General features: G+C 50.0%; 18 protein-coding genes and 1 pseudogene. 8 read left to right on the forward strand and 11 right to left on the reverse strand.

The features are described 5' to 3' along the window. Positions 1-9 precede the first annotated feature (9 nt). From oppD to FDX19_RS04160, 3 genes are read left to right on the forward strand one after another with little or no spacing between them, the layout of a single operon-like run. Positions 10-1,023: a murein tripeptide/oligopeptide ABC transporter ATP-binding protein OppD gene (oppD, locus tag FDX19_RS04150; protein WP_005126407.1), complete on the forward strand. Its 1,014-nt coding sequence runs from the start codon at positions 10-12 to the stop codon at positions 1,021-1,023. Then, complete coding sequence (oppF, locus tag FDX19_RS04155; protein WP_048211482.1) at positions 1,020-2,024, forward strand: murein tripeptide/oligopeptide ABC transporter ATP-binding protein OppF; 1,005 nt, start codon at positions 1,020-1,022, stop codon at positions 2,022-2,024. Before oppD ends, oppF begins: the two co-directional genes overlap by 4 nt. Positions 2,025-2,071: 47 nt before the next feature. Continuing rightward, on the forward strand, positions 2,072-2,908 hold the full coding sequence (locus FDX19_RS04160; protein ID WP_137381706.1) for an ion transporter: 837 nt from the start codon (positions 2,072-2,074) through the stop codon (positions 2,906-2,908). Between the two features lie 37 nt (positions 2,909-2,945). Here FDX19_RS04160 and FDX19_RS04165 read toward each other — a convergent pair whose 3' ends face one another. Both FDX19_RS04165 and cls read right to left on the reverse strand, forming a co-directional pair. Then, positions 2,946-3,275: an HI1450 family dsDNA-mimic protein gene (locus FDX19_RS04165; protein WP_137381707.1), complete on the reverse strand. Its 330-nt coding sequence runs from the start codon at positions 3,273-3,275 to the stop codon at positions 2,946-2,948. 34 nt (positions 3,276-3,309) lie between these two features. Beyond that, complete coding sequence (cls, locus tag FDX19_RS04170; protein ID WP_048211484.1) at positions 3,310-4,770, reverse strand: cardiolipin synthase; 1,461 nt, start codon at positions 4,768-4,770, stop codon at positions 3,310-3,312. Positions 4,771-4,912: 142 nt separating this feature from the next. Between cls and FDX19_RS04175 the strand changes: the two genes are divergently transcribed. After that, positions 4,913-5,086, forward strand: a complete 174-nt coding sequence (locus FDX19_RS04175) for a YciY family protein (RefSeq protein WP_005126414.1) — start codon at positions 4,913-4,915, stop codon at positions 5,084-5,086. 263 nt (positions 5,087-5,349) lie between these two features. On the opposite strand, the gene FDX19_RS04180 is transcribed toward FDX19_RS04175, so the two are convergent. Beyond that, positions 5,350-5,907 carry a hypothetical protein gene (locus tag FDX19_RS04180; RefSeq protein WP_137381708.1) on the reverse strand — a complete coding sequence of 186 codons (558 nt, stop codon included), beginning with the start codon at positions 5,905-5,907 and terminating at the stop codon, positions 5,350-5,352. Between the two features lie 820 nt (positions 5,908-6,727). After that, positions 6,728-7,024 carry a YciI family protein gene (locus FDX19_RS04185; RefSeq protein WP_048211485.1) on the reverse strand — a complete coding sequence of 99 codons (297 nt, stop codon included), beginning with the start codon at positions 7,022-7,024 and terminating at the stop codon, positions 6,728-6,730. Positions 7,025-7,239: 215 nt separating this feature from the next. Between FDX19_RS04185 and tonB the strand changes: the two genes are divergently transcribed. Further along, positions 7,240-7,968 carry a TonB system transport protein TonB gene (gene tonB / locus FDX19_RS04190; RefSeq protein ID WP_212734701.1) on the forward strand — a complete coding sequence of 243 codons (729 nt, stop codon included), beginning with the start codon at positions 7,240-7,242 and terminating at the stop codon, positions 7,966-7,968. 68 nt (positions 7,969-8,036) lie between these two features. On the opposite strand, the gene yciA is transcribed toward tonB, so the two are convergent. The 4 genes and pseudogenes from yciA to FDX19_RS25395 all read right to left on the reverse strand — a co-directional run. Further along, positions 8,037-8,438 carry an acyl-CoA thioester hydrolase YciA gene (yciA, locus tag FDX19_RS04195; protein WP_048211486.1) on the reverse strand — a complete coding sequence of 134 codons (402 nt, stop codon included), beginning with the start codon at positions 8,436-8,438 and terminating at the stop codon, positions 8,037-8,039. A gap of 165 nt (positions 8,439-8,603) precedes the next feature. Then, entirely contained in the window at positions 8,604-9,143 is a 540-nt protein-coding gene (locus FDX19_RS04200) for a septation protein A (RefSeq protein ID WP_005126421.1), read from the reverse strand. A gap of 56 nt (positions 9,144-9,199) precedes the next feature. Continuing rightward, positions 9,200-9,943 (reverse strand): YciC family protein, encoded by a 744-nt coding sequence (locus tag FDX19_RS04205; RefSeq protein ID WP_040233207.1) that lies wholly within the window; start codon positions 9,941-9,943, stop codon positions 9,200-9,202. 28 nt (positions 9,944-9,971) lie between these two features. Beyond that, positions 9,972-10,058: pseudogene (locus tag FDX19_RS25395) on the reverse strand (YkgJ family cysteine cluster protein); the annotation flags it as partial. A 281-nt stretch (positions 10,059-10,339) separates the two neighbouring features. Here FDX19_RS25395 and ompW point away from each other — a divergent pair. The 3 genes from ompW (at position 10,340) to FDX19_RS04220 (ending at position 13,048) form a co-directional block, all read left to right on the forward strand. Then, positions 10,340-10,978 (forward strand): outer membrane protein OmpW, encoded by a 639-nt coding sequence (gene ompW / locus FDX19_RS04210; protein ID WP_040233206.1) that lies wholly within the window; start codon positions 10,340-10,342, stop codon positions 10,976-10,978. Between the two features lie 130 nt (positions 10,979-11,108). Continuing rightward, on the forward strand, positions 11,109-11,384 hold the full coding sequence (locus FDX19_RS04215) for a hypothetical protein (protein WP_137381709.1): 276 nt from the start codon (positions 11,109-11,111) through the stop codon (positions 11,382-11,384). Positions 11,385-11,575: 191 nt separating this feature from the next. After that, on the forward strand, positions 11,576-13,048 hold the full coding sequence (locus tag FDX19_RS04220; RefSeq protein ID WP_137381710.1) for a GGDEF domain-containing protein: 1,473 nt from the start codon (positions 11,576-11,578) through the stop codon (positions 13,046-13,048). 32 nt (positions 13,049-13,080) lie between these two features. Here FDX19_RS04220 and trpA read toward each other — a convergent pair whose 3' ends face one another. The 3 genes from trpA to trpCF are packed head-to-tail and all read right to left on the reverse strand — an operon-like array spanning position 13,081 to position 16,449. Continuing rightward, positions 13,081-13,887, reverse strand: coding sequence for a tryptophan synthase subunit alpha (gene trpA / locus FDX19_RS04225; RefSeq protein WP_137381711.1), 807 nt, complete (start codon positions 13,885-13,887; stop codon positions 13,081-13,083). Then, positions 13,887-15,080: a tryptophan synthase subunit beta gene (gene trpB, locus FDX19_RS04230; protein ID WP_137381712.1), complete on the reverse strand. Its 1,194-nt coding sequence runs from the start codon at positions 15,078-15,080 to the stop codon at positions 13,887-13,889. Before trpB ends, trpA begins: the two co-directional genes overlap by 1 nt. 10 nt (positions 15,081-15,090) lie before the next feature. Next, positions 15,091-16,449, reverse strand: a complete 1,359-nt coding sequence (gene trpCF / locus FDX19_RS04235; RefSeq protein ID WP_137381872.1) for a bifunctional indole-3-glycerol-phosphate synthase TrpC/phosphoribosylanthranilate isomerase TrpF — start codon at positions 16,447-16,449, stop codon at positions 15,091-15,093.

Genomic DNA, 16,449 nt, shown 5'->3' on the forward strand with positions numbered 1-16,449 from the left:
AGTGCCGCCATGAGCGTAATTGAGACCTCAACCGCGCCGCTCGCGCAACAACAGGCTAACGCACTGCTGAACGTGACCGATCTGCGTGTGACGTTTGCCACCCCAGATGGTGATGTTACTGCAGTAAACGATTTAAACTTTTCACTACGTGCCGGGGAAACGCTGGGTATCGTTGGTGAGTCTGGTTCAGGTAAATCGCAGACTGCATTTGCCTTGATGGGCCTGCTGGCCGCAAATGGCCGTATTGGCGGTTCTGCTACATTCAACGGTCGTGAGATCCTGAACTTACCGGAGCGTGAGCTTAACAAGCTACGCGCCGAGCAAATCTCGATGATCTTCCAGGACCCGATGACGTCTCTGAATCCGTATATGCGGGTCGGCGAACAGTTAATGGAAGTTCTGATGCTACACAAAGGTATGAGCAAAGCAGAAGCCTTTGAAGAGTCAGTCAGAATGCTGGATGCGGTGAAAATGCCGGAAGCGCGTAAGCGCATGAAAATGTACCCGCATGAGTTCTCCGGCGGTATGCGTCAACGTGTGATGATCGCCATGGCGCTACTGTGCAGGCCAAAATTACTGATTGCCGATGAACCCACTACGGCGCTGGATGTCACGGTTCAGGCGCAAATCATGACGCTGCTGAATGAGCTGAAAAGTGAATTCAATACCGCCATTATCATGATTACCCACGACCTCGGGGTTGTTGCCGGTATTTGCGACAAGGTGCTGGTCATGTATGCCGGACGTACGATGGAATATGGTAGTGCGCGTGATGTCTTTTATAAGCCGGTTCACCCGTATTCGATTGGCCTGCTTAATGCCGTCCCGCGTCTGGATGCCGAAGGGGAAGAAATGCTGACTATCCCGGGTAATCCGCCGAACCTGTTGCGTTTACCGAAAGGCTGCCCGTTCCAGCCCCGTTGCCCGCATGCCATGGAAATCTGTAACAGTGCTCCGCCACTGGAAGAGTTTAGTCCGGGCCGTCTGCGCGCCTGCTTTAAACCGGTGGAGGAACTGGTATGAATGCGGTAACCGAACAACGAAAAGTACTCCTCGAAATTGCCGATCTGAAAGTCCATTTCGACATCAAAGATGGTAAACAGTGGTTCTGGCAACCGTCGAAAACGCTGAAAGCCGTTGATGGCGTAACCCTACGCCTGTATGAGGGCGAAACATTAGGCGTGGTGGGGGAATCCGGTTGCGGGAAATCGACGTTTGCGCGTGCGATTATTGGTCTGGTAAAAGCGACCGATGGTAAAGTTGCCTGGCTCGGCAAAGATTTGCTTGGCATGAAACCCGATGAGTGGCGGGCGGTGCGCAGTGACATCCAGATGATTTTCCAGGACCCGCTGGCATCGTTAAACCCGCGTATGACCATCGGTGAAATTATCGCTGAACCGCTGCGGACTTATCACCCGAATCTGCCTGGGCAGGAAGTTCGTGACCGCGTAAAGGCGATGATGATGAAAGTGGGGTTACTGCCTAACCTGATTAACCGCTACCCGCATGAGTTTTCTGGTGGGCAATGCCAGCGTATTGGTATTGCTCGCGCGTTGATCCTTGAGCCGAAGCTGATCATTTGTGATGAGCCTGTATCCGCGCTGGATGTGTCGATTCAGGCGCAGGTTGTTAACCTGTTGCAGCAATTACAGCGTGAGATGGGCTTATCATTGATCTTCATTGCCCATGACCTGGCTGTGGTTAAGCATATTTCCGATCGCGTGCTGGTGATGTATCTCGGACATGCGGTGGAGTTGGGGACCTATGACGAGGTGTACCATAATCCGCTGCATCCCTATACCAAAGCGCTAATGTCAGCGGTGCCAATTCCCGATCCTGATATGGAGAGGAACAAGGTTATCCAACTGCTGGAAGGTGAGTTACCCTCCCCGATTAATCCGCCTTCGGGGTGTGTGTTCCGCACGCGTTGTCCGATCGCCGGACCAGAATGCGCGAAAACGCGTCCTGTACTTGAAGGGAGTTTCCGACACGCGGTTTCCTGCTTAAAAGTAGACCCGCTATAATCGAGAGGGCTGACACACTGTCAGCCCTTCTTTTTGGTGAGGTAAATGTGTCAGGCTTAGTCTCTTCTGTTCGCCGTACTCTCTATCGTACATTATTTGATTTAGACACCCGTTCGGGGCGCCGTTTTGAAGGCATGTGTGCACTGTTCGCATTGCTGAGCGTGATTGTTATCTTCATTGAGTCTGGGGTCGGGACGCAATACCATTTAACCTATGATGAATGGCATATTTTTGTCTGGCTGGAAGTCTTTATTACGCTGGTCTTTACCCTCGAATATCTGCTCAGATTGTGCTGCTGGGCCAATCCTGCAAAATATGTGTTCAGCTTTTGGGGAATTATCGATCTCGCGACGATTCTGCCACTGTATGTGATGTGGCTATGGCCGGAAATTAGTCTCAGTTATGTTTTCGCCTGGCGAGCGATGCGCGTGCTGCGTGTACTGCGGATACTCAAACTGCTGCGATTTATGCCGTCGCTGCGTGTGTTCTGGAGCGCAATTAAAAGTGCCCGTCATCAGTTGATGCTGTTTTACTCGTTTATTGCCATTCTGATGATTGTCTTTGGCGCACTGATGTACCTGATTGAAGGCCCGAAATATGGTTTTACTACGCTGAATGCGTCGGTATATTGGGCAATCGTTACGGTGACAACGGTTGGCTATGGTGATATTACCCCGCATACACCGCTTGGCCGCATGGTGGCGTCAGTGCTGATCCTGATTGGTTATTCGGTTATTGCAATCCCGACTGGATTGATAACAACACACATGAGTAGTGCGTTTCAGCACCGGCAAAATCAGCGCAAATGTCCACAGTGCCAACAAAGCCAGCATGAGCACAGCGCGCAATTTTGTAATCGCTGCGGAAGTAAATTGCCTGACTAGAAATAAAAAAAGCTGCGAGAGCAGCTTTTTGTTTTCATTATTCGCGCCAGAGAATGTGGCAGAGTTTGTGATCTTTTTCGCGACACAACAGAACACGCGCAAAAATATCGTTAATCTCGCCGTCTTCTGAGTCTGCCAGACCAATCACCACTTCGGCGAAGAAGTCAGGATTCAGGTCAAAATCAACGTGCTCCTGCCAGTCATCCGCAGGGTCGAATAACTCTGCGCCGCCACGCTCTTCAAACTGCAAATTGAACAGAAGGATGTCGGCCGGGTCGAGATTGTCCGCCGCCAGTTCGAGAAAAATGTCATAAGCCTGCTCGAGCGTTTCGTCTTCGGTCAGGCGGTTGTTCAAATCCATATCCATAATGACTACCTGTTTACTGTCTGATGGGCACGTTTTACAGCAACGGGCTAAAGAAGTAAAACAGTCGCTCAGCGATACGCTGCCAGAGTGGTCGTTTTACCCACAAACGTGCATCCAGCAGGCGGGAACGCGAAATATAATCATCCTGTACCGCGGCGAGGTCACCGCCGAATCCGGCATCGTCAATCACCAGTGTTATCTCAAAATTCAGCCACAGGCTGCGCATATCCAGGTTTACGGTACCGACCAGACTCAATTCGCCATCGACCAGCACGCTCTTGGTATGTAACAACCCACCTTCGAACTGGTAGATCTTCACGCCTGCCGCCAGCAACTCGGTGAAAAAAGCCCGGCTTGCCCAGCCAACCAGCATTGAGTCATTCTTGCGTGGAAGAATGATGCTGACATCTACACCGCGCTGCGCCGCTGTACAGATGGCGTGCAGCAGATCGTCACTAGGGACGAAGTAGGGGGTGGTCATGATCAAATATTCACGAGCAGAATATGCGGCGGTCAATAAGGCCTGATGGATTAAGTCTTCAGGGAAGCCAGGACCGGAGGCAATAGTGTGAATGGTGTGTCCGCTGGCCTGCTCAAACGGCATGATGTTGACATCGGGAGGCGGCGGTAAAATGCGTTTACCGGTTTCAATTTCCCAGTCGCAGGAGTAGACGATCCCCATGGCAGTGGCCACAGGGCCTTCCATTCTCGCCATCAGATCAACCCATTGTCCGACACCGGCATCCTGTTTAAAGAAACGCGGATCGACCATATTCATGCTACCGGTGTAGGCGATGTAGTTGTCGATCATGATCATTTTACGATGCTGGCGCAGGTCCATACGGCGTAAAAATACACGCATCAGGTTAACCTTCAGCGCTTCGACCACCTCGATACCCGCGTTGCGCATCATCGCCGCCCACGGACTGCGGAAGAATGCCACGCTGCCGGCGGAGTCCAGCATCAAACGGCAGTGAATCCCCCGTCTGGCGGCGGCCATCAATGATTCCGCGACCTGATCGGCCATACCGCCAGGTTGCCAAATGTAGAACACCATCTCAATGTTGTGACGCGCCAGCTGAATATCGCGGATTAACGCCTGCATCACGTCGTCAGAGCTGGTGAGAAGCTGTAGCTGATTGCCTTTAACGCCGGCAATGCCCTGGCGACGTTCGCATAACTTAAATAATGAGGAGGCAACGCTGCTGTTTTCTTGCGCGAAAATATGTTTGCAGGCTTTGAGATCGTTCAGCCATTTAGCTGTTGATGGCCACATCGCTCTGGCACGCTCGGCGCGGCGTTTGCCCAGGTGGAGTTCACCAAAGGACAGATAAGCAATGATCCCTACCAATGGCAGTATATAGATGATCAAAAGCCAGGCCATTGCGGAGGGTACTGCGCGTCGCTTCATCAGAATGCGTAACGTTACGCCAGCAATGAGTACCCAGTAACCCAGAATGACCAGCCAACTCACCACGGTGTAGAAGGTTGTCATAAATTTAAAAATCCTTTTGAAAGCGTATTGTTAAGAGTTTACGCATCAGGAGTCATCTGGCAAATAAAAACACGGGAAAACCACTGGTCTGCATTCGGTCTGGGGGTATAATGCCCGCTCTGTGACTGGAAGAGTAGTTAACATGAAGCGTAGTAGAACGGAAGTGGGACGCTGGCGGATGCTGCGTCAGGCTAGCCGCCGTAAAGCACGTTGGCTTGAAGGGCAATCGCGCCGTAACATGCGTATCCACTCCATCAGAAAATGCATTCTCAATCATCAACGAAATTCGTTGTTGTTTGCGATCTACAGCATTTGATCCAAAAAGGGCACCGCTGGCGGTGCCCAATGTATTCCTGTCAGTTCTGTTTCTTAAAATACTTTTTGTATTGTCATTAGGCTTCCTTCGAAGAATTCCGCATAGTCAGACTGACCCCAACAAATGGACACGGCCTACCTTTGGCAGTCGGCTGTTTTAGGCTGGTTACTCGCGCAGGTAAAGAAGAGACGCTTTGCCGAAACGGTTTGTTAATCTTCTCCTTTTATTAATTCTTATCTATATGATTTTTTTATTAAATCAACTTAGTGGCTGTTCGACATTCTTTCTTTTGTTTGCGGTTGGTCTTGCGCTCCTAATACAGGAAATGCGGTGTTTGATTTTTTAAGCAGCATAGATCGTTTTGGGAAGAATTTTTGTGCTGTTTCATCAGCTTCAACAATCAAAAAATCACCTTTTTTGTAGATAGTAAAAGAGCCAAAGTATATTTTTTTGCCGGAGACCTTATCGAACGCAAAAGCATCAAGTGTGTCGCGCAGACCTCTTTCCTCACCTGAGAGGAATACGTAATCAAAAGGCATTTTGTTGGAGAGTTTCCCAGAGGTAATTGCTCCATCAATGACTGAGTTTTTTATGGTGATACAAACTTGGGAATATTCCGCTTGCTTTGTAAGCCACGTAGGAGGATTGACATCATTTTTAGTTGAGTTATCCCACTTTCCCTCTACTGCTGTAGAACCGCCGAGATAGGATTGCAATGACCTTACATTTTCCAGGACTTTATCCCCATTGACAAACGCCCAGGATAGGCAGACCACAATTATTGCTATGAATGGCCAAGCTGTGCTTTTTAAAAAACGCATATAAGTTCTCTTTATTACGTGTACCAGGTACCTGATATGTATATTTCATCGAATACCGCAGCACTAAGCGTTTTTGTCGTAACGGTATGATTACACTGCCTGATATCAAACTACATTGCATTCAATATGCTAGCTTTGCGCAGTGATTATGGTCGCGGCGCTATGTGTTTTACTGGCAAACAGCCGATCTGAAATTGCTCTGTTTCAGAGTGAAAACGATGTTTTACGTAATGATAACACATTGCACAGGCAGGTTATTGCCACCAAAACTTTCAACTTCAGGCGGTTCAACCAGGTAGCAGAGAGCACCACAGCATCAGGATAGTTGAAGAGTCTCGGCCCTCACAGTAGTCAGTACAAAACTCATCGTCATGCGTGAATAGCTGAAGTGTATGGTGAAGTCGATGCTTTGTGTCGGGATTTTATCCCTGATTGTTTCTCGTTCAGAAAAAAGACATAAAATACCAGCCGCAGCAGGCTGGTGTTTAGAGAGATTTTTGGTTGGCGCGAGAGGATTTGAACCTCAGTCCCCCGATACCTATGATGCTGTGTGGCCAGTACAGATAAGGTCAGTGTTCGAGTCTTTCTAAAAGTAGATGGATCGTTTTGCAGGGATATCTACACAGCGAGCAGGGCGAGATAGTGCTCTTGTGTCATTGATTGTGCAAAGCGTCTACACAGAGAATTTTCCAGCCAAATGTCAGACTGAAAGTATAGGCGGTAGATAAAAGAGAGGACGCTTAAGCAAATGCGCCCTCAATTTGATAAGTGGATGCGTTTTTATTTCTAATGTTTTGAATGGGAAAGGTATATTTTAAATTCAAAAAACCTTTTTGTACGGTTTGACCGAAACCTGCGCATAAACGCCTGCAGCCACATACGGGTCGGCATCTGCCCACGCCTGCGCTGCCTCTAAAGATTCAAATTCCGCAATCACCGTCGAGCCGGTAAATCCCGCCGCACCCGGATCGTTACTGTCGACCGCGGGCATAGGGCCTGCCGTCAGTAGACGACCTTCATCATGGAGGAGTTGCAGACGGGCCAGGTGAGCAGGGCGCACGGAAAGACGTTTTTCGAGAGAGTCTGCGATATCTTGAGCATAAATAACGTACAGCACGGGTAGGGCTCCTTGATCGGTATAAAGTCGCGTTTACGTTATTGGAAAGCCCTGGTAACTGCAACGTAAAGATAATAGCTTTGTTAAGGCCATATTAAGATAATGGTTTTTTTACATGAAATTGCGTTTTAAATGCGGCTTACTGTCATGGGCTTATTGAATATGATTGCTATTTGCATTTAAAATCGAGGCCTGGTTTTATAACTGAAACGATTATGACTGCAATGACCCTTGATTTACCTCGTCGCTTTCCCTGGCCGACGTTACTTTCCGTCGGCATTCACGGCGCTGTAGTGGCGGGTCTGCTGTATACCTCGGTACATCAGGTTATTGAACTGCCTGCACCCGCGCAGCCGATCTCTATCACGATGGTCGCACCTGCCGATCTTGAGCCACCTCAGGCAGTTCAACCACCGCCGGAGCCTGTCGTTGAGCCTGAACCGGAACCTGAACCTATACCGGAACCGCCAAAAGAGGCGCCGGTGGTGATTGAGAAACCGAAACCTAAGCCAAAACCGAAGCCGAAACCGGTGAAAAAGGTTGAAGAGCAGCCCAAACGAGACGTGAAACCGGTTGAGTCGCGTCCGGCATCGCCGTTTGAGAACACGGCGCCGGCTCGTCCGGCAACGACCAGTACCGCGCCGGCAACCAGTAAACCTGCGGTTAGCGCACCGTCTGGGCCACGTGCTTTAAGTCGTAATCAGCCACAGTATCCGGCGCGCGCGCAGGCTCTGCGCATTGAAGGTCGGGTGAAGGTCAAGTTTGATGTGACATCAGATGGCCGTGTGGAGAATGTTGAAGTGCTTTCCGCACAGCCTGCCAATATGTTTGAGCGTGAAGTGAAAAATGCGATGCGCAGATGGCGTTATGAGGCGGGCAAACCGGGATCTGGCCTGGTAGTGAATATCGTTTTCCGTCTGAACGGTACGGCGCAGATTGAGTAACTGACGTGCCGGAGTTGGCGTCAGGCCTTCTCCGGCAAGCAGGTTTGATAACGGTGTCAAGGCGCTTATCAGACCTGTGTTGGTATCGGACGGGGTTTACCGTCTTTATCTACAGCGACGTAGATAAACAGGGCCTCAGTGGCTTTGTAACGCTGGCCAATAGGTTCCGAAGCGACTTTCTTTACCCAGACTTCAATATTAATGCTGATTGACGTCGTCCCGCGTTTTACGCAGCGTGCGTAGCAACAGACCACATCACCCACGGCAACCGGGCGTAAAAAGCTCATGCCTTCAACTCGCACCGTCACCACGCGACCGTGTGCGATCTCTTTGGCCTGAATAGCGCCACCAATATCCATCTGTGACATCAGCCAGCCGCCAAAAATATCACCGTTAGCATTGGTATCGGCAGGCATGGCCAGAGTGCGTAAAACCAGTTCACCCTGGGGGGTGTTATTCGTTGTTGTCATTGTAGAACCGACTGTAGAGAAAGATTACAGGCGGGATGCTACTAGAATTTACGGGCGGAGAACAGAGGGGATGCAGTGCGCGGAGGGGATGTAAGCCAGCTTGTCTGCCACGAGGAACGCAGGCGGATAAAAATTCGCCAGATCCGTAGATCTGGCGAACACGTATTACGATTTATCTTCCTGCGGCAGATGGCGGTAGATATAGATTCCGCTCAGCAACGTGAAGAATAAGGTCAGGGCGGTTAATCCGAACACTTTGAAGTTGACCCAAATGTTCTGCGGCAGCCAAAACGCAATGTAGATATTGGCCAGTCCACACAGGATGAAGAAGACGGCCCAGGCCAGATTCAGCTTCGACCATACCGGCTGCGGCAGCGTCAGCTCTTTTCCTAACATGCGCTGAATCAACGGCTTTTTCATCACCCACTGGCTAACCAGCAGTGCACCGGCAAACAGTCCGTAAATCACCGTAACCTTCCACTTAATGAATTCATCGTTGTGGAAGAAAATCGTCAGGCCACCGAAGACGGCAACCAGAACAAAGGTGATTAACGCCATCTTCTCGACCTTGCGATAGCGAACCCAACTGTAAATCAGTACCACAGCCGTTGCGACAATAAGCGCCGAGGTTGCCGCGTAGATGTCATAGAGCTTATAAAAAGCAAAAAAGACAACCAGCGGTAAAAAATCAAGAAACTGCTTCATTCTTCGAGTCCGTAATCAAAAAGCATTGGGTAACACACCCGGCATGCGTTCAGGGTTTATTGACGAATCAGCATATACAGGCGGAACAAATAGATCAGCAGCACAGCAGAGATCATATTGCTCAGCGTATTCGCCAATACCGCGCCTACGTTTGGCGTTAGTACTGCAAAACTTGGCGCAAAAAGCAACAGCAGCGTTTTTGCCAGTAGCCAACCAATCACTGCTGGCGCTACCAGTCGCATATTAGACCACGCCAGACGCATACTGTTGCGCATAGCGGCAAAGACGCCCATTTTATCCTGCACGACCATCACCGGCGCGAGGGCCAGCAAGATAGCCAGCAGAATACCAGGCACGACAACCAGCATAATACCGACCTGTACCAGCAGGGTAGTCAGAAAAATCAGAATAAACAATTTAGGTAATACCGGCGCGCTGGCGCCAATGGCGCGTAATGCGCTAACCCGATGACCCGCCGAAATCAGTTGAATCATCAGGATGATGCCTCCTGCAAGGATGGCATTACCAATCAGCCCTGAAAACGTCGATGCGGCAGAAGCGCGTAGCAAAATTTGCTGCTGCTCCGGCGTCATATTCTGTACCAGATCGAACAAGCCCACACTGCTGGTTAGCTGATCCCCTTCGCTCAGTTGCGCGATTTGCGCGTCGCTGGGAGAAAAGGCATGCCCTAGCACCACTGTGATAAACGCGCACAATAGCGATACCAGCAAGATGGTAATGAATTGATTACGGAAAAAGTTTCCCGTGTCACGGTAAACGGATTTCGCCGTGATAGACATGCACTCTCCTTGAGTTTTGCAGGTGTTCATTTGCGCGCAATTGTACCCTGGATAACTCTACAGTGGCAGCATCGTACGATGTATGGAAAGGCATATCTTTGTAAAGCTCCGGTAATTTTTGGCCAGGACTTCAGCATCTTGCAACATCGTTGTTTGTTCTCTGTACATCACGTTCAAATAACCAACGCTTCGTGTCGGCGTCAAAGGTACTTGCATAGTGAAAATATATCAAAATTGATCTGAATTAATTTAACCAGGATTTTGAATGCAAGTTCTAACTTAATCTGGATCAATAAATGTTAAATTATCAAACTCAATGTGATCTAAGTTAGATCACTTATTACTCCATTGTGGGTATATTCGTTCCGCTTTTATAACCATAACGATGGAGCGGACATGAAAAAATTAACAGTTGCAGCATTGGCTTTAACAACTCTTCTCTCTGGGAACGCATTTGCGCATGAGGCCGGAGAGTTCTTTATTCGTGCAGGTTCGGCTACCGTCAGACCGACGGAAGGTGCGGGTGGTACGCTGGGCAGCCTGGGTGGCTTTGATGTCAGCAACAATACGCAGCTGGGTCTGACATTCACGTATATGGCAACCGACAATATTGGCGTTGAATTACTGGCAGCCACGCCGTTCCGCCATAAGATCGGCACCGGGGCAACCGGTGATATTGCCACCGTTCATCATTTACCGCCGACGTTAATGGCGCAGTGGTATTTTGGCGACTCCAGCAGCAAACTGCGTCCTTACGTTGGCGTAGGTGTGAACTACACGACTTTCTTCGATGAAGGTTTTAACAACAACGGGAAAGAAGCGGGTTTATCCGATCTGAGCCTTAAAGACTCCTGGGGTGCGGCAGGACAAGTCGGTATGGACTACCTGATCAACCGCGACTGGCTGATTAACATGTCAGTCTGGTACATGGATATCGACACCACCGCGAGCTATAAAATGGGTGGCGTCCAGCAGCGCGACAGCGTACGCCTTGATCCGTGGGTGTTTATGTTCTCTGCGGGTTATCGTTTTTAAGTCAGTGATTCCAGTCTGAAAGGCTGGTCGTTTCGCGGCCAGCTTTTTCCCCGCTCTTTTTCCCTTCCCGACTTTCTCCCCTTTGATGTAATGCTACTCTTTAAGCAAACTGGCTTTGAGGGTATTGACGATGATATTGACCCGTCAGCTGCTACAACAAAAAATTTCCCTTATGGAAGCATCCATAGACGATGATACGACAGAGTTTGCCGTGTATGCTGCGCGCGAATTATTGAATTACATGAGCAGGGTGGAAGCTCTGGAAAAGGTCATCGCCACACAAATCACACTACCTTATTGCAGCGCCAGTCCGGTTTGTGAAATCGAAGCGGGGTATGCCGCAGGCGTGAGTGACTGTCGGGAAGCGATTCGGCGTGCCGGCTATCCGATTGCCGGAGATGAGTAGTTTGCATTTTTGTTAACAAAAATGTTCTTTTGTTGTATAAATCTGTAACTTAGGTACACGGGAGAGGCGTTATTTTCATTCATTATCAGAGGCACAGGACGATCACTATTATTTTTAATACTCAGCGCTGTTATGCAACAACATAAACGGGTAACCGGTTTGGCATCACCGTTAACTATCAGGGTGGACTCGTGAAGATTGTGCAAGATAAGCTCAGGAACAGGCAGGCACTGCTGGTATCGGGGCTGATTACGCTGATATTTACCTCATTGTTTCTGTTTATCATCTACGAACAGCGTATGGCCACGGCCAGCGAAGGGATTAACCGCCTGCAGGCCCGTATGCTGGATATCTTTAACGATAATGAACTCATCGCCGATGCAATTGGTGAGCGCTACCATCACATTAAAAATGACGATCAATGTGATAATGCAGCGCAGTTTGTTCCGCGAAATGCCGGTGAATGGGGAATTAATGCCGACCCAAAGCGGGTGCATTCAGCGACAGGGACGATTATCGCCCGAGAAGCCAACCTTAAAGCTATATGTATGTATACGGCAGCGGAGTTTATTCGCGGCATGGTTAATGAGTTAAATCCTGGCAGTTTTGATGCGCATCGTTACATCATTGCCAAGAATGCGGATTATTTTTACTGGTTTATGCCTTCTGATTCGCGCAAATTTACGTTCTCTGATTCTGAAATGGCACAGGACATTACCGGATTTTTCTATCCGCCAGTCGATTTTTATACCCGTCTGCTGCAAAAAAACATTAAGAATAAAGCGCTCAGCTCAACGAATTTTTATACCGACAAAATTACCGGTGAAAAAGCCTACAGCGTGGTGAGCTATATCTATGACCTTTCCGGGAAAGAGATATCGGATCAAATCGTCGCCTATCTGGTCTATGACCATTCAAAGCCGGAGTTGCAGGAGGCGCTGGCAAATGCTTTTGACTATCAAATGCCACCGGGCCTGAATGTGGCTCTGGTGAATTTATCCAATAATGAGCGCCTCTGTTTAGCTGGCAAATGTACGGGTAAAACGCGCATTATGGTGCGGAAGTTGTCAGAAAAATATGCGCTGTACTATTCGATAGCATTAGGCCGGTTTATGGTGCGCGATACGCACGCCGGAATTGTGATACTGCTGGCACCATTCTTCTTTATTATAATCAGTATCTCGCTGAAGTCTTGGCTGAATCAAAGCGACCTTAAGGTCTATATTGATTCGCTGACGGGCTGTTTTAATCGGCGAATTCTCGACATTATTAAGCGTCGGGACTTATCACATTGTTCTGTGGTGCTGCTGGATTGCAATAAGTTTAAGGCAGTCAACGACACCTGGGGACATGCCGCAGGCGATCGTGCGCTACAAACTATTGCCAACAGAATGTTGTCAAACACTCGTACCAGCCACGATCTCGTGATTCGTACCGGTGGGGATGAATTTATGATTCTGCTGTTTCGCTCCCAGACAAGTGATGCTATCGCGATTGCGCAGCGTATCAGTGGTCAGGTCAACAATCACGTCTTTGTGGTGGATGGCCACACCGTACCGCTGTCGGTGTCATGGGGAGTTGCAGAGGTGAAGGACGAACTGGATGTGGCAATCCAGAATGCGGATAACGCTATGTATAAAATGAAGCAGGCGAAAGACGGGTAAAACCGCCAGAAGTCTCTGGCGGTTATTTCAGCTTACTGATGGGTGACGGCTTTCATTGCACTGACAAAGGCTTTCAGTTCAGCCAGCATTTGCTCTGGTGCTGCAACATTCTTCTCAATGATTTTGACAATCGCCGATCCGGAAATAGCCCCCGCAGCACCGGCTTCAATGGCGCCTGTCACCTGGTCCGGTGCAGAGATACCAAAGCCCTGTAAAGAAGGCGGGGCATTGAATTCTTTCAGCTTTTCGACCAGATGATGCAACGGTAACGCTGCACGATTTTCAGCACCCGTAACGCCTGCGCGTGACAATAAATAGGTATAACCGCGGCCATGAGCGGCAATCTGGCGCAGCAGTTCTTCGTCAGCGTTAGGCGGGCAAATGAAAATTGGCGCGACATTATGACGTAATGCCGCCGTTCTGAATGGCGCAGATTCTTCAACCGGCACATCGGCGACTAATACCGAGTCTACGCCGACCTTTTCGCACTGTGCGTAAAATTCGTCAATACCCTTGCTGAACACCAGGTTGGCATACATCAGTAAACCAATTGGAATGGTTGGGTGTTTTTGCCGAATCAGCGCCAACATTTCAAAGCATTGTGACGGTGTGACGCCTGCCGCGAACGCACGTAAAGTCGCTTCCTGAATGGTTGGGCCGTCGGCCAGCGGATCGGAGAACGGAATACCCAGCTCAAGCGCATCGGCACCCGCGTCGATCAGCGTATCAATGATTTTCAGTGACTGTTCAACAGAAGGATCGCCCAGGGTTACGAAGGGGACAAAAGCGCCTTCTTTACGGTCCTTCAGCTGTGCAAACAGGTTTTCATAACGTTCCATCAGATTTCCCCTCGCGCTTTCAGAATATCGTGTACGGTGAAAATGTCTTTGTCGCCGCGACCAGAGAGGTTGACCACCAGTAATTGTTCTTTCTCCGGGTTTTCACGCATCATTTTCAACGCATGTGCCAGGGCATGGGAAGACTCCAGCGCCGGGATAATCCCCTCATGCAGACACAGTGTTTTGAAGGCTTCCAGCGCTTCATCATCAGTAATCGAAACATAGTCAGCGCGTCCGATACTGTTCAGATAAGCGTGCTGTGGCCCGACTGACGGGAAGTCCAGTCCCGCAGAAATGGAGTAGGACTCTTCGATTTGCCCTTCAGAGGTCTGCATCATTGGCGACTTCATGCCGAAGTAAATCCCAACACGACCATGCTTCAGCGGTGCGCCGTGCTCACCGGATTCGATCCCGTGACCACCTGGCTCAACGCCAATCAGACTAACGCTGGTTTCATTAATAAAATCGGCGAACATGCCGATGGCGTTCGAGCCACCGCCGACACAGGCGATCACGGCATCCGGCAGACGGCCTTCTTTTTCCAGAATCTGTGCTTTTGTCTCTTCACCAATCATGCGCTGGAACTCGCGTACGATAGTCGGGAAAGGATGCGGGCCTGCCGCCGTACCCAGCATATAGTGCGCGGTATCGTAACTGCCAGACCAGTCGCGCAACGCCTCGTTACAGGCATCTTTCAACGTGGCAGATCCGCTGTGTACCGGAATAACTTCAGCACCCATCAGACGCATACGGAAAACGTTCGGAGACTGACGCTCGACGTCTTTCGCACCCATATAAATACGGCACTTTAAACCCAGCAGGGCGCTGGCAAGGGCAGACGCCACCCCGTGCTGACCCGCACCGGTTTCTGCGATGATTTCTGTTTTCCCCATGCGCTTCGCCAGTAACGCTTGTCCCAGAACCTGGTTCGTTTTGTGCGCGCCGCCGTGCAGCAGATCCTCACGCTTGAGATACAGCGTCGTCCGGGTGCCGTTAGTGATGTTCTGACATTTGGTCAACGCGGTAGGGCGCCCGGCATAGTTTTTCAGCAGGTCAGTAAACTGGGCCTGAAACTCAGGGTCTTTTTGCGCACTGACGAACGCTTCTTCCAGTTGGCGCAGCGCAGGCATCAGAATCTGTGGCACATACATACCGCCAAATTCACCAAAATACGGATTGAGTAATGTTGTCATGTCCTTTTCCTTAATATGCGCGCAGCGTCTGAAAGACTGAAGCCAGCAGACGTGCATCTTTGATGCCCGGCTGTGACTCTACGCCAGAATTGAAATCGAGCCCGGCGCAGCCGGTTTTAGCCGCGTCGACGCAGTTATCTGCACCGAGTCCGCCGGCCAGTAAAACGTTATCCAGCGATTGTCCGCTTAGCAGCGACCAGTCAAAGCGCTTACCGCTGCCGCCCTGGCCGTTATCAAAAACGTATTTATCAATATGTTGATAGCGACGAGCGGGCAGTGATTCGCCAACGCTCAGTGCCTTCCAGATTTGCACCTTCGCGGGCAGCACCTTGCGCAGAGCATCGACATAGGCCTGATCTTCGCTGCCGTGTAGTTGTACGGCGGTCAGCGACAGTGCGGTGACTTTTTCGTGGACGTCGGCGATGTCGGTGTTACGGAACACGCCGACATACTGTAACGGTGCACCTGTCATAACGTCTCGCGCCTTCTCAACGTTGACAGCGCGCGGGGAGGTCGGGACAAAAATTACGCCGCCATAAATGGCCCCGGATTCGTACGCTGCTTTTGCATCCTGTGCACGGGTCAGTCCGCAGACTTTATTTTCGCCAAGCAAAACACGACGCACGGCGGTATGCAGGTCATCATGGGACATCAGCGCAGAGCCTATCAGAAATCCGTTGGCGAAATGGCTGAGTTCGCGAACCTGACCATAGGTGTTGATCCCGGATTCACTGATGACGGTGACGCCATGGGCCAGATGTGGTGCAAGCCGGCGGGTACGATTGAGGTCAATCGACAGGTCACGCAAATCACGGTTGTTAATACCGACGACTTTCGCACCCAGCGCAATGGCGCGCTCCAGCTCTTCTTCATTGCTGACCTCAGTCAGTACGCCCATTTTCAAACTATGGGCGACGGCAGCGAGCTGACGATACTGTTCATCATCCAAAACCGACAACATCAGCAGGCAGGCGTCCGCCTGGTAGAAACGTGCCAGGTAAATCTGGTAAGGATCGATAATAAAGTCTTTACACAGAATCGGCTGTGGTGCGATGCGACTGACGATGGGCAGGAAATCAAAGCTACCCTGAAAATATTTCTCGTCCGTCAGCACGGAAATTGCTGACGCGTAATGTTTGTACACTCCCGCAATCTGTGCCGGGTCGAAGTCATCACGGATCACGCCTTTTGACGGAGAGGCTTTTTTACACTCCAGAATAAAAGCGGTTCGTGTCCCTTGCAGTGCATCGTAGAAATCACGCGTGCTGGGTTGAACATCATTTTGAAAGCTGGCCAGCGGTTGTTGCTGTTTGCGGGCTTCTACCCAAATCGCCTTGTCAGCGACAATTTTCGCTAAAACGGTTTGCAT

Source organism: Citrobacter sp. wls619 (genome assembly GCF_005281345.1).
GTDB lineage: Bacteria > Pseudomonadota > Gammaproteobacteria > Enterobacterales > Enterobacteriaceae > Citrobacter.